Origin of the sequence: Thalassobaculum litoreum DSM 18839, assembly GCF_900102465.1 — a bacterium.
Classification (GTDB): Bacteria; Pseudomonadota; Alphaproteobacteria; order Thalassobaculales; family Thalassobaculaceae; genus Thalassobaculum; species Thalassobaculum litoreum.
This window is the reverse complement of sequence record NZ_FNBW01000008.1, coordinates 143,557-156,660: the sequence shown is the minus strand read 5'-3', so window position 1 is coordinate 156,660 and position 13,104 is coordinate 143,557. Positions and strand designations below refer to the sequence as shown.

14 protein-coding genes are annotated in these 13,104 nt (G+C 68.0%); 10 read left to right on the top strand and 4 right to left on the bottom strand.

The features are described 5' to 3' along the window. Nucleotides 1–51: 51 nt before the first annotated feature. A complete protein-coding gene (locus BLS34_RS14270; protein ID WP_093151250.1) occupies nt 52–1,476 on the bottom strand; it encodes an amidase in 1,425 nt (474 codons plus the stop codon). 61 nt (nt 1,477–1,537) lie between these two features. On the opposite strand from BLS34_RS14270, the gene BLS34_RS25480 reads away from it, so the two are divergent. Both BLS34_RS25480 and BLS34_RS14265 read left to right on the top strand, forming a co-directional pair. Then, the gene (locus BLS34_RS25480; protein WP_139189331.1) at nt 1,538–1,729 is read left to right on the top strand and encodes a hypothetical protein; all 192 of its coding nucleotides are present in this window, start codon (nt 1,538–1,540) and stop codon (nt 1,727–1,729) included. Between the two features lie 103 nt (nt 1,730–1,832). Then, a complete protein-coding gene (locus tag BLS34_RS14265) occupies nt 1,833–2,555 on the top strand; it encodes a Crp/Fnr family transcriptional regulator (protein ID WP_245565573.1) in 723 nt (240 codons plus the stop codon). Here the strand turns inward: BLS34_RS14265 and BLS34_RS14260 are convergent. Next, on the bottom strand, nt 2,547–3,086 hold the full coding sequence (locus tag BLS34_RS14260; protein ID WP_051244196.1) for a hemerythrin domain-containing protein: 540 nt from the start codon (nt 3,084–3,086) through the stop codon (nt 2,547–2,549). The two genes, BLS34_RS14265 and BLS34_RS14260, sit on opposite strands and share 9 nt — an antisense overlap. Before the next feature lie 339 nt (nt 3,087–3,425). Here BLS34_RS14260 and ccoN point away from each other — a divergent pair, with 339 nt between their 5' ends. Genes ccoN through ccoS form a run of 8 tightly spaced genes read left to right on the top strand, consistent with a single transcriptional unit; the run spans nt 3,426 to nt 11,177 of the window. After that, a complete protein-coding gene (gene ccoN, locus BLS34_RS14255) occupies nt 3,426–4,835 on the top strand; it encodes a cytochrome-c oxidase, cbb3-type subunit I (protein WP_245565621.1) in 1,410 nt (469 codons plus the stop codon). A gap of 12 nt (nt 4,836–4,847) precedes the next feature. Next, nucleotides 4,848–5,579 carry a cytochrome-c oxidase, cbb3-type subunit II gene (ccoO, locus tag BLS34_RS14250; protein ID WP_093151245.1) on the top strand — a complete coding sequence of 244 codons (732 nt, stop codon included), beginning with the start codon at nt 4,848–4,850 and terminating at the stop codon, nt 5,577–5,579. A gap of 11 nt (nt 5,580–5,590) precedes the next feature. Beyond that, nucleotides 5,591–5,740 carry a CcoQ/FixQ family Cbb3-type cytochrome c oxidase assembly chaperone gene (locus tag BLS34_RS14245; protein WP_028793596.1) on the top strand — a complete coding sequence of 50 codons (150 nt, stop codon included), beginning with the start codon at nt 5,591–5,593 and terminating at the stop codon, nt 5,738–5,740. A gap of 3 nt (nt 5,741–5,743) precedes the next feature. After that, complete coding sequence (gene ccoP / locus BLS34_RS14240; RefSeq protein WP_093151243.1) at nt 5,744–6,613, top strand: cytochrome-c oxidase, cbb3-type subunit III; 870 nt, start codon at nt 5,744–5,746, stop codon at nt 6,611–6,613. 32 nt (nt 6,614–6,645) lie between these two features. Continuing rightward, nucleotides 6,646–8,220, top strand: a complete 1,575-nt coding sequence (gene ccoG / locus BLS34_RS14235; RefSeq protein WP_028793594.1) for a cytochrome c oxidase accessory protein CcoG — start codon at nt 6,646–6,648, stop codon at nt 8,218–8,220. Further along, entirely contained in the window at nt 8,217–8,714 is a 498-nt protein-coding gene (locus tag BLS34_RS14230) for a FixH family protein (RefSeq protein ID WP_051244194.1), read from the top strand. Before ccoG ends, BLS34_RS14230 begins: the two co-directional genes overlap by 4 nt. Nucleotide 8,715: 1 nt before the next feature. Continuing rightward, complete coding sequence (locus tag BLS34_RS14225) at nt 8,716–11,007, top strand: heavy metal translocating P-type ATPase (protein WP_093151241.1); 2,292 nt, start codon at nt 8,716–8,718, stop codon at nt 11,005–11,007. After that, nucleotides 11,004–11,177 carry a cbb3-type cytochrome oxidase assembly protein CcoS gene (ccoS, locus tag BLS34_RS14220; RefSeq protein WP_093151238.1) on the top strand — a complete coding sequence of 58 codons (174 nt, stop codon included), beginning with the start codon at nt 11,004–11,006 and terminating at the stop codon, nt 11,175–11,177. The genes BLS34_RS14225 and ccoS overlap by 4 nt, the downstream gene beginning before the upstream one ends. A gap of 7 nt (nt 11,178–11,184) precedes the next feature. Here the strand turns inward: ccoS and BLS34_RS14215 are convergent, their stop codons facing one another. Both BLS34_RS14215 and BLS34_RS14210 read right to left on the bottom strand, forming a co-directional pair. Then, on the bottom strand, nt 11,185–11,664 hold the full coding sequence (locus BLS34_RS14215) for a GFA family protein (protein WP_038013780.1): 480 nt from the start codon (nt 11,662–11,664) through the stop codon (nt 11,185–11,187). Between the two features lie 2 nt (nt 11,665–11,666). Further along, a complete protein-coding gene (locus BLS34_RS14210; RefSeq protein WP_093151237.1) occupies nt 11,667–13,004 on the bottom strand; it encodes a dihydroorotase in 1,338 nt (445 codons plus the stop codon). Nucleotides 13,005–13,104 lie beyond the last annotated feature (100 nt).

Below are 13,104 nucleotides of genomic sequence, written 5' to 3'. Positions count from 1 at the left end.
CCCGAATGTGATTGGGGATGACGAAGGTGGGGGCTTGGTGAAGAGCCAGCCTTACACCACCACCGGCTCCATCGTGTCCTGCACCCAGCGGGCCATGGCGCCGGTGCGCCAGTCCTCGTTGTGGCGGCCGATGACCTGGACGCCGACCGGCATGCCGTCGACCGAGAGCATCGGCACGGTCACGCAGGGGCAGCCGATCGCCGAGGTCCAGGCGTTGTAGGCCGGCAGGCCGGTGGTGTGGATCAGTCCCGGCTCGCCTTCCTGGGTTGCCGACTCCACGAATTTCGGCGCCGGGCCGGTCGAGGACAGCGTGATCATGGCATCGGCGTTGGCCGCCACCGCCTTGAACCGGGCGCGCATCGCCTCGCGCTTGGTCAGAGCCGCCCGGTAATCGTCGATCGACATCTCCGAGGCCATGGACAGGCGCTGCCGCATGCTGTCGCTCAGCTTGGTGACGTCCTTCTCCGCCAGGTTGCGCAGGGTCCAGAGCATCTCCCAGCCGCAGATGTCGCGGCACAGCAGCAGGCTCTCGGCGATCTCGGTCTCGAAGGCGTCGATATCGCCATGGCCGGCCCGGCGCACGATCTCCACGCCCGACGCCGCGATCCGGTCGATCAGGGTCTCGAAGGCGGTCTTGGTGACGTCGTCCGTCTGCGACCAGCCCTCACTCTCCACCACGATCAGCCGCTGCGGCTTGCTCGCGACGGGAGCGGTCTGCGGGCCGAACAGACCCGGGCTGCCCGGATCGCCGCCGACGAAATGGGAGATCGCATGGGCGACCGCCCACATGTCGGCGATGGAACCGGCATGGACGCCGAGATGGCTGTGGCTCATGCCCTGGCGCTCGCCCCGGTGCAGGGCGCCCAGCGTCGGCTTGATCGCTGTGTTGGCGCAGAAGCCGGCCGGGCGGATGATCGAGCCGACCACCTGGCTGCCCAGAGCCGCCGGCACCATGCCGGCACCGATCACCGCAGCCGAGCCGGAGGACGAGCCGCCCGGCGTGCGTTCCGGATCGAACGGGTTGGTGGTCGGCCCCGGATGGGAGAAGCCGAGCTCCGTCGTCACCGTCTTGCCGAGCACGACCGCACCGGCCAGCCGCAGGGCCTGGACCGGGGCGGAATCCTCGCCGGTCATGCGCCCGGCATAGAGCGGCGAGCCCATCTGGGTCGGCATGTCCTTGGTCATGTATAGGTCCTTGACCCCGATCGGCATGCCGTCGATCGGCGACAGCGGCTCGCCCGCCTTCCAGCGCTTGGTCGAGGCGTCGGCCTGCTCCTTCGCGCCGCTCTCGTTCAGAGTGACCCAGGCCTTGACGGTCCCTTCCCGCGCGGAGATCACATCCAGGCAGCGCTCCAGATAGGCGCTCGGGCTGTCCTTGCCGCTGGCGAAATCCCCCGTGCCCTCCACATAGGTCAACGGCTGGAAGGTGGACGGGTCGTAGGATACGCCCTTGCCGCCACCCGATACGTCATTCATCACAACTCTCCTCTGTCACGCGGGTTTGCCCCCCATGCCCTTGTCCACAACGCTGATAATCATGGCTGTCAGTCTGACGTTGGCCGGCCTAGCGTGGCATATGCAGCGCCGGCCGCGCGAGACCCTGGATCCACCCTTGCCGGTTCCGTGGACGTTTCTGCAGATCCTGGGAATCGTGGTCGCCCTGGCCGCGGCCGCGCATCTGATCTCGTTGGCAACCGGACATCCGTTCAAGGGGCGCTTCGGCTTCTAGCGTCCGATAGCCACACCGGGTATCGCCAGCCGTCACGTCTGATAGGATGCCCACGAGCGAGCAGGGTGTAGCAACGTCCCGATCGGCAGCCAGGAGTTCCGTGGTGGAACGGAAGGACATTCATAACTCGGACGTCCCCATCGTCTGCCGCGCCTGCGAGGCCCGGCACAAGGGGATCTGCGGCGCGCTCTCCGGGGACGAGCTGCAGCGGCTGAGCAAGCATACCTCCAAGCGGGTGGCCTCGCGGAAAAGCGAGCTGATCCACGAGGAGGACGAGGTCCATACCTACTCGAACATCCTGTCCGGGGCGGTGAAGCTCACCAAGCTGATGCCGGACGGCCGCCAGCAGATCGTCGGTCTGCAGTTCGCGCCGGACTTCCTGGGCCGCCCGTTCATGAGCGAAAGCAACTTCGGCGCGGAGGTGGCGGTCGACGTGCGGCTGTGCAGTTTCCCGAAGGACGTGCTCGAGTCGATGCTGGTGGAGAATCCGGGCCTGGAGAACCGCCTGCTCCGCCAGGTGCTCAAGGAGCTCGACGAGGCGCGGCAATGGATGCTGGTTCTCGGCCGGATGACCGCCAAGGAGAAGGTCGCCAGCTTCCTCGGCCTGATCTCCGACCATATCGATCCGGAGCATGAGGGCGACAGCGTGACCTTCGAGCTGCCCCTGTCGCGCGCGGAGATCGCCGACTATCTCGGGCTGACCATCGAGACCGTCAGCCGCCAGTTCACCGCGTTGCGCAAGGAAGGCCTGATCGAGATCGAGGGCAACCGCCACATCGTCGTGCCCGACCGCGAGGCGCTCAAGGACGCGACCGGCTCACCCTGAGGCGAGACGACGGCAGGCCGGTCCGATGAGCTGGTCGCGCTCGCGGGCGGTGTGCCGACGCAGATTGTCGAACAGGCCGCGCAGCATGTAGCCCAGCGTGGCCGCATCGTGATGCCGCTCTCCGGCAATCCACTCCATCAGCACCTCGCACACCTCGTCGGCGAAGGCCTCGTCGGTCCGGTGCTCCTCGGTCAGGGTAGCGACGCTGTCCCTGACCGCCTCCTCCCCGAGCGCCGAGGCGAAGACCGGCAGGATCTCGCGTTCCTCCTCCGCATGGACGTCGCGCAGCAGCGCACCCATGCGGCGCGCGAGCCGCAGATGGCTGCCGTTGGTCGGCAGCGCCGGCAGCCCGTCGGCCAAGCCCTCGAGTTCCTCGCAGGCCGTCAGGATTCGTCCGTGGTTTGTCTCGAACTTGCGGATCGCCTGCTCCAGGCAGGACCGGCAGGCGTCGCCAATCTTGGATATACCGCCATCCGGCCGGGAGCCGCCTTCCCAGGCCGATCCAGATTGCAGCCTTTCGCCACCCCGCATCGCCAAGATCCTGTTCGCCGCGACCGCACACCGGCAGCCTGAATAATGTTAGGATTACGCGGGGGTGCGGAGCAGGTCGTTGATCGAGATCAAGGAAACCCGATCCCGAAGACGACACCTTCCGCGCCGTGTCAATCACACGCTGCGGGAACCCGGATCATGTCTAAAGCGATCGAACTTTCCCTCGCGGCCTTCGCAGGACTGCTCGCCTTGTTCATGGCGGCGGGAGCGCAGGACGCGGTTTATGAGTTCCACGCCTACCTATTCTTCATCGTCGCGGTGCTGGTCGCCTTCTGGCTGATCGGACGCGACGTCACCGCTGCCGACCCGGACAGCTACATGGACGGACCGGTGCGCCTCGGCGTGCTGGCCACCGTGTTCTGGGGGATCGTCGGCTTTCTTGTCGGCGTCGTCGCCGCCTCCCAGCTCGCCTGGCCCGACCTCAACATCGAGCCCTGGTTCAATTTCGGACGTGTCCGCCCGCTGCATACCTCGGCCGTGGTCTTCGCCTTCGGCGGCAACGCGTTGCTGTGCACGAGCTTCTACGTTGTCCAGCGCACCTGCCGCGCCCGCCTGTTCGGCGGCGACCTCGCCTGGTTCGTGTTCTGGGGCTACCAGTTCTTCATCGTCCTGGCCGCCACCGGCTACCTGCTGGGCAACAGCCAGTCGAAGGAATACGCCGAGCCCGAGTGGTACATCGATCTGTGGCTGACCATCGTATGGGTCGCCTATCTGATCGTGTTCCTCGGCACCATCCTGAGGCGCAAGGAACCGCACATCTACGTGGCCAACTGGTTCTACCTGTCGTTCATCGTGACGGTGGCCATGCTGCATGTGGTGAACGCGCTGGCGATCCCGGTGTCGCTGACCGGCTCGAAGAGCTACTCGCTGTTCTCCGGCGTGCAGGACGCGCTGACCCAGTGGTGGTACGGCCATAACGCGGTGGGCTTCTTCCTGACCGCGGGCTTCCTGGGCATGATGTACTACTTCGTGCCGAAGCAGGCCGAGCGGCCGGTCTACTCCTACCGGCTGTCGATCGTGCACTTCTGGTCGCTGATCTTCCTCTACATCTGGGCCGGCCCGCACCACCTGCACTACACCGCCCTGCCCGACTGGGCGCAGACCCTGGGCATGGTGTTCTCGATCATGCTGTGGATGCCGTCCTGGGGCGGCATGATCAACGGCCTGATGACCCTGTCGGGGGCCTGGGACAAGATCCGCACCGACCCGATCATCCGCATGATGGTCATGGCGCTCGCCTTCTACGGCATGTCGACCTTCGAAGGCCCGATGATGTCGGTGAAGAGCGTGAACGCGCTCAGCCACTACACCGACTGGACCATCGGTCACGTGCATTCCGGCGCGCTCGGCTGGGTCGGCATGATCTCCTTCGGGGCGATCTACTTCCTGGTGCCGCGTCTGTACGGCCGCGAGAAGCTGTACTCCCTGCGCATGGTCAACTGGCACTTCTGGCTCGCCACCCTCGGCATCGCCGCCTATGCCGGCGTGATGTGGGTCAGCGGGATCATGCAGGGCCTGATGTGGCGCGAGTACGATCCGGAAGGCTTCCTGGTCTACTCCTTCGCCGAGACCGTCGACGCCATGCATCCCTTCTACGTGGCGCGGACCTTCGCCGGGGTTCTCTACCTCGCTGGTGGTTTGGTCATGGCCTACAACGTGGCCATGACGATCATGGGCCGCGAGCGCAACGAGCAGCCCATCGTCACCGCTGCGGCACAACCCGCCTGATCGGAGGAAACCATGTCGATCCTTGATAGGCACAAGAGTGTCGAGACCAACGCCACCCTCCTGTTGGTCCTCTCCTTCCTCGTGGTCACCATCGGCGGCATCGTCGAGATCGCGCCCCTGTTCTACCTGCAAAACACCATCGAGAAGGTGGAGGGGATGCGTCCCTACTCGCCGCTCGAACTGAAGGGGCGCGAGATCTACCAGCGCGAGGGCTGCTACGTCTGTCACAGCCAGATGATCCGGCCGTTCCGAGACGAGGTGGAGCGCTACGGCCACTACTCGCTGGCGGCGGAGAGCATGTACGACCATCCGTTCCAGTGGGGCTCCAAGCGCACCGGCCCGGACCTGGCCCGCATCGGCGACCGCTACTCCAACGAGTGGCACGTCCAGCACCTGATCGAGCCGCGCTCGGTCGTGCCGGAGTCGATCATGCCCTCCTACTCGTTCCTGGCGGACACCGATCTCGACGCCACCAACATCGCCGGTCACCTGAAGACCAACCGGATGCTCGGCGTCCCCTATGACGACGAGATGATCGAGAACGCCCTAGCCGACATGCGCGACCAGGCGAACCCGGATGCCGACTGGGACGGGCTGCTGGCCCGCTACCCGAAGGCCAAGACCGGCGATTTTGACGGAAACCCGAACCGCCTGACGGAGATGGATGCCGTGATCGCCTACCTGCAGATGCTCGGGACGCTGGTCGACTTCTCGACCTTCGACCCCGAAGCCAATGCCCGCTGAGGAGGCCTGCCATGACGTACGAAAGCCTGAGACAGGCCGCCGACAGCTGGGGGCTGCTCTACATGGTGATCATCTTCCTCGGGGTGATCGCCTACACATTCCGCCCGGGTGGACGCAAATCGGCCGACGACGCCGCCGCCATCCCGCTTAAGGAGGACTGAGCCATGAGCGAGAAGGAGATCGACAGCGTCACCAATGTCGAGACCACCGGTCACGAGTGGGACGGCATCAAGGAGCTGAACAATCCGCTGCCGCGCTGGTGGGTCTACGTGTTCTACGCCACCATCGTCTTCTCCATCGGCTACGCCGTGTACTATCCGGCGATCCCACTGATCGAGGGGGCGACCCAGGGTATCTCCGGCGAGACCACCCGCGGCCAGCTGCACGAGGAGATGGCCGCGGTCGAAGCCGGCCGGGCTGACATGCTGGAGCAGATCCGCGGCATGGAGGTGGGCGAGATCCCGGCCAACCCGGAACTGGCGCGCTTCGCGTCGGCCGGCGGCGCCTCGGCCTTCAAGGTCTATTGCTCCCAGTGCCACGGCTCCGGCGCCCAGGGGGCCGCGGGCTACCCGAACCTGAACGACGACGACTGGCTGTGGGGCGGGTCGATCGAGCAGATCGCCGCGACCATCCGCCATGGCGTCCGCTACGAGGCGGACGGCGACACCCGGTGGTCCGAGATGCCGGCCTTCGGGCGCGACCAGCTTCTCCAGCGCGAGGAGATCCTGGCGGTTGCCCACTACGTCCGCTCGCTCTCCGGTCTGGAGCACGACCGGGGCGCGATGGACGAGGGTGCCCGGGTCTATGCCGAGAACTGCGCCGCCTGCCACGGCGAGGACGGGCTCGGCAATACCGACCTGGGGGCCCCGAACCTGGCCGATGCGCTGTGGCTGTACGGCGACTCGCAGCAGGAGATCGTGTCCCAGATCAACAACCCGAAGCACGGCGTCATGCCGGCCTGGGGTGAGCGTCTGGGTGACGCGGTGGTGAAGCAGCTCGCCGTGTATGTGCACGGTCTGGGCGGCGGCGAATAAGCGCCGCGACAACTGACTGGCGGAGACTTCCGATGACGACGGTTGACCAGAATGGCACGGCAGGGAGCGGCCTCGAGCAATTCGATGTCGAGCCGGTCAACCGTCGCGACCAGCAGCAGCCGCTCTATGCGCCACGCAAGAAGATCCACCCGAAGCGCGCGGAAGGCACCTTCCGCCGCTTCAAGTGGCTGGTGATGCTGATCACCCTGGGCATCTACTACATCACCCCGTGGATCCGCTGGGACCGGGGCGAGTTCGCTCCGGATCAGGCGGTGCTGATCGACCTGTACAACCGCCGCTTCTACTTCTTCTGGATCGAGATCTGGCCGCAGGAATTCTACTATGTGGCCGGCCTGCTGCTGATGGCGGCGCTCGGCCTGTTCCTGGTCACCTCCTCGGTCGGCCGCGCCTGGTGCGGCTATACCTGCCCGCAGACCGTCTGGGTCGACCTGTTCCTGGTGGTCGAGCGGTTCATCGAAGGCGACCGCAACAAGCGCATCCGCCTCGACAAGGAGCCCATGAGCCCGTCGAAGGCCGCCAAGCGGGTCAGCAAGCACACGATCTGGCTGTTGATCGCCGTGGCGACCGGCGGCGCCTGGATCTTCTATTTCGCCGACGCGCCGACCCTTTTCATGGACGTGTTCACCGGCACCGCCCCGACGGTCGCCTACGGCACCATCGCCGTGCTGACCTTCACGACCTATTCGCTCGGCGGGCTGATGCGCGAGCAGCTCTGCACCTATATGTGCCCGTGGCCGCGGATCCAGGCAGCGATGCTGGACGAGCATTCGCTGACCGTGACCTACAACGTCTGGCGCGGCGAGCCGCGCTCGCGGCACCGCAAGGTTCAGCAGGCCGCCGGCGCCACGGTGGGCGACTGCATCGACTGCAACGCCTGCGTCGCGGTCTGCCCGATGGGCATCGACATCCGAGACGGCCAGCAGCTCGAATGCATCACCTGCGCGCTGTGCATCGACGCCTGCGACGGGGTGATGGAGAAGATCGGACAGCCCAAGGGCCTGATCTCCTACTCCACGCTGGCGTCCTACAATCACAACATGAAGCTGGCGCAGCTCGCCGACGGTACGGTCGACCCGGCGCGCGTCCACACCGCCGACGGCGGCATCGCGCCGGAGGTCGAGCACACCACCCTGCGCTCGATCCTGCGCCCGCGCACGATGATCTACTTCGCCATCTGGGCGCTGATCGGCCTCGGCATGCTGGTCATGCTGACCACCCGCGACCGGCTGGAGATCAACGTGCTGCACGACCGCAACCCGGTCTCCGTGCGGCTGTCGGACGGCACCGTGCGAAACGGATACACCGTGAAGATCCTCAACATGATGCCGGAGCGCCGGACGGTGCTGCTGACCATCGAGGACTTCCCCCAGGGGGCCATGATCATGCCGCTGGAGAAGGACGACCCGCGGCAGGCGATCTTCCTCGATATCGACCCGGACAGCCTGCGCGCCCAGCGGATCTTCGTGATCGCCGATCCCGAGGGCCTCGACGGCCAGCAGACCCCGTTCCGCTTCCGCGTCCGCGACAGTGCGGGTTCGGAGCGGGCGGAATACGATGCGATCTTCGACAATGGAGCAGCGCGATGAGTGACACGTCCCGGACCGACGGATCGTTCAAACTGACCGGCCGCCACGTCTTCCTGATCCTGCTGTCGTTCTTCGGCCTGATCATCGCGGTGAACGTGACCATGGCGACCCTGGCCGCCGGCACATGGCCGGGCCTCGTCGTCGCCAACTCCTACGTGGAGAGCCAGCGCTTCAACGAACGCGTCGCCGCCGCCCGCGTGCAGCAGGCCCTGGGCTACGAGCTGGCCTTCTTGCAGGCCGACGACCAGCTCTCCCTGACCCTCACGGACGCCGACGGACAGGGTGTTGCGATCCTCGGCGGGACGGTGCGGATCGGTCGCCCGGTCACCCGCACCGAGGACCGGCTGATCGACGTCCCGGCCGCGCCGAGCGGCACCGTCAGCATGCCCGACGCCCTCGCCGACGGCCTCTGGGTCGCCGACGTCGCCCTCAAGCTGGCCGGTGGCCGGGTCTGGCGCTACGAGACCCGGTTCTCCCTGAGCGAAGGCAAGTGACATGTCCTGCTGCGCCGCCTCCGCCTCGCTTTCGGTGCCGGGCCAGGCCCAGCGGCCGGATCGGCGTGAGTTGCTGGACGCATCCCACGATCTGGGCGACGGGCTGGTCGCCACACGCCTCGCCGTGCCGGACGCCCATTGCGCCGCCTGCATCTCCGCCATCGAAAAGGCTGTGGGCGCGGTCGACGGGGTGACCGACGCGCGGGTCAATCTCGCCGGGCGGTTCGTCACGGTGAAATGGCCGCGCGACGCCGTCGACGCGGACGCCGTCTTCACCGCCCTCGACCATGCCGGCTACCGGGCCGGACTGCTGGACGAGGCCGAGAGCGGGCCGGACCCGGTCTTGCGCCGCCTGTTCATTGCCCTGGCGGTCGCCGGCTTCGCCGCCGGCAACGTCATGCTGCTGTCGGTCTCCATCTGGTCGGGAGCGGACGACGCGACCCGCGACCTGTTCCACTGGATCTCCGCCGCCATCGCCATTCCGGCTGTCGCCGTCGCCGGCCGGCCGTTCTTCGCCCCGGCGCTGCACGCCCTGAAGGCGGGCAGGCTCAACATGGACGTGCCGATCTCGCTCGCCGTGATCCTCGCGGTGGGTCTGTCGTTGCACGAAACCCTGACCGGCGGAGCGCATGCCTATTTCGACGCCTCGGTCACCCTGCTGTTCTTCCTGCTGATCGGCCGCACGCTCGACTACGTGATGCGGTCCCGCGCCGGTGCGGCCCTGAAGACCCTCGACCGGACGACGCCGCGCGGGGCGGTGGTCGTCGCCGCCGACGGCACCACCGCCTGGACCCCGGTCTCCGAGGTCGCGGCCGACATGACCGTGCTGGTCGCCTCCGGCGACCGGGTGCCGGTGGACGGCACCGTGGTTTCAAGGGGCGTGCGGGTCGATCTCTCGGTCGTCACCGGCGAAAGCGACGCGGTCGAGCTGGCTCCGGGCGAAACGGTCGTGGCGGGCGCCATGGTGGTCGACGGGCCGCTGAAACTGACCGCCACGCGGGCCGGCCACGCGTCCTTCCTGGGCGAGATGCGCTCCATGCTGGAGGCGGCGGAGACCGCGCGGCCGGCGCTGAGCCGTCTGGCCGACCGGATGGCCGCGGTCTACGCCCCTGCCGTGCATCTGATCGCGGCGGCCACCTTCCTCGGCTGGTGGGCGGCCGGCGGCGGGCTGCACCACGCCCTGACCACCGCCATCGCCGTGCTGATCATCACCTGCCCTTGCGCCCTGGGCCTCGCCGCCCCGATCGTGCAGGTCGTCGCTGCCGGACGGCTGCTGAAGCACCGCATCCTGCTGCGCGACGGCGGGGCGCTGGAGACGCTGGCCACCGTGGACCGGGTGGTGCTGGACAAGACCGGCACGCTGACCACCCCGACCGTGGACCCGCGCGCGCTTGAGCAGCTTGCTGACGGCACCCTGTCGGTCGCCGCCGCCCTCGCCCGGCATAGCCGGCATCCGGTGGCCCAGGCCATCGCGGCGGCCGCGCCTGCCACCCCCATCGCCCCGGATCGCGTGACCGAACATGCCGGCCACGGCATCGAAGGCGTCATCGACGGCCGGACCTGGCGCCTCGGCCGCCCTGACTGGGCCCTGTCCGCGGAGGCCTTCGCCGCGCTCTCCGTCGACCGGCGGGGCGCGCCGGCGCTGTCCTGCGACGGCGCGCTGGCCGCCGCCTTCGATCTGCTCGACCGGCCGCGTCCGGGTGCGGACGGCGCGGTCGCGACCCTGATCCGCCTCGGCCTGGCCCCGACCCTGCTGTCCGGCGACGGCGAGGCCAAGGTCGCCGAGACCGCCGCCCGGCTCAACCTGGAGAGCTGGACCGCCCGCGCCACGCCGGCCGGCAAGATCGCGGCGATCCACGCGTTGCAGGGCGACGGCCATCGGGTGCTCATGATCGGCGACGGGCTGAACGACGCCCCGGCCCTGGCCGCCGCCGACGTCTCCATGGCGCCGAGTGCCGCCTCCGATGTCAGCCGCACGGCCGCCGGCATCGTCTTCCTGAGCGAGGACATGGGCGCCATCCCGACCGCCATCGCGGTCGCCCGCAAGGCGCGGCGGCTGATTCTGGAGAATTTCGGACTGGCCATCGTCTACAACGCCATCGCCATTCCGCTGGCCATCGCCGGCTATGCGACCCCGCTCTTCGCGGCGATCGCCATGTCGGCCTCCTCGATCGTCGTGGTGGCCAACGCTCTGCGTCTCGCCCTGCCGGAGCGCCGGTCCGGGGTTGCAGGATCCGCCGCCCGGGACGACATCAGGACTCCCCTCACCCCGGCGCTGGGAGCCCGCGTATGACCGTCCTGTCGATCCTGATCCCGGCCGCCCTGGTACTCGGCCTGATCGGCCTCGTCGCCTTCCTGTGGGCCCTGCGGTCGGGCCAGTTCGAGGATCTCGACGGGGCGGCCGAGCGCATCCTGCTGCCGGACGAGGACAAGCCGAAGAAATCGGGCGGACCGAGGGAATAGGGTCGGCCTATCCCTGACGGGCCGCCTTCAGCCGCGCAAAGCTCTCTTCGGGCCAGTGCTCCCGGTAGGCATAGAACCCCTCCATCACCAGCGCCCCCTCCGGCAGTCCGACCCAGGGCAGTTTGGAGCGGGTGAAGATGTGGATGTCCGGCGGCACCCGGGCCGGTTCGTCCAGCGTCCCGACCCGCACGAAGGCGACCGACTTCCCCGCCCCGGCATAATGGCTGTACAGGGTCGCCAGGCAGGTCGGGCAGCGCATGAAGATCTGCCCCTTACCGCTCTCGGTCGGGGTGTCCACCGCCTCCAACGTGCCGGAGATCACCTCCATCTCCGCCGTCTCGATCAGAGCGTTCAACGCGAAGGCCGTGCCGCTGTCGCGCTGGCACCAGGTGCAGTGGCAGCAATGCACGAACATCGGCTTGCGCTTGAGCCGGTAGCGCACCGACCGGCAGGTGCAGCCGCCCTCGGCAAAGGTGTCGTCGGCCATGCTCACCCCTTCTGCAGGCTGGACCAGAAGCGCACCGGCTCGCCCACCGCCTCGCCGACCAGTTCCTCGTCGCGCATCACCACGTTGCCGCGCACCAGGGTGGCGATCGGCCAGCCGGTGACGGTCTTGCCGTCGAACGGGGTCCAGCCGCACTTGCTGGCGATCCACTTGTTGGTGATCTCGCGTTTGGCCTTCAGGTCGACCAGGGTCAGGTCGGCATCCCAGCCCTTGGCGATGCGACCCTTGCCGGCGATGCCGTAGATCCGGTGCGGACCGGCCGAGGTCAGGTCGACCAGCCGGGCCAGGGTCAGCCGGCCGGCATTCATGTGGTCGAGCAGCAGCGGCAGCAGGGTCTGCACGCCGGGCATGCCGGACGGGCTCGACGGATAGGGACGCTGCTTCTCCTCCAGGGTGTGCGGCGCGTGGTCGGAGCCGATGACATCGACCGTGCCGTCGGCGATCGCCCGCCACAAAGCGTCCTGGTGATGCTGCTCGCGCACGGGCGGGTTCATCTGCGCCAGCGAGCCGAGCCGCTCGTAGCATTCCGGCGCCGCCATGGTCAGGTGGTTCAGGGTGGTCTCGACCGTGGCCACGTCCTTGTTCTCGGCCAGGAATTCCATCTCCTCGGCCGAGGTGATGTGCAGCACATGCACCGGACGGCCGGCGGCCCGGCCCAAACGGACGATCCGCTGGGTCGCCTTCAGGGCGCATTCCGGCGAGCGCCAGACCGGATGGGCGCGGGGGTGGCCCGCCTCCTTGGCGATGTGCTGACGCTCGCGCAGCATGTCCTCGTCCTCGGCATGGACGGCGACCCGGCGGCGGCCGGCGGCCAGCACCTTGGCCAGCAGCTCGTCCTTCTCGACCAGCAGCGAGCCGGTGGACGAGCCCATGAAAACCTTCACCCCGGCGCAGCCCGGCGCCAGCTCCAGCTCTTCCAGCAGGTGGAAATTCTCTTCCGCCGCGCCGACGAAATAGGCGTGGTCGCACCAGGCGCGCCCCTTGGAGCGGGCGAGCTTGTCGTTCAGCTCGACCTCCGTGAGGGTCAGCGGCGAGGTGTTCGGCATCTCGAAGATCGCGGTGACCCCGCCCTTGGCGGCGGCCCGGGTGCCGTGGTGGATGTCTTCCTTGTGCTCCAGGCCGGGCTCGCGGAAATGCACCTGGGTGTCGATCACGCCGGGCAGCACGGTCAGGCCGGACGCGTCGACCACCTCGCCCGCCTCCGCCGTCGCCAGATCGCCGATCGCGGTGATCTTGCCGCCCGTAACCCCGAGATCCACCCGTTCCAGTCCGGACGGGGTGAACACCTCGCCGCCCCGCACCACCAGATCGTATCGCGCCATGCATGCCTCCATTCGTGACCGGCGCCAGCATAGCCGCGCCGCAGCGGGCGGCAACCGGTCTCGGGACGCAGGATCTCGTGCCGACGTGCGAATTGCTACG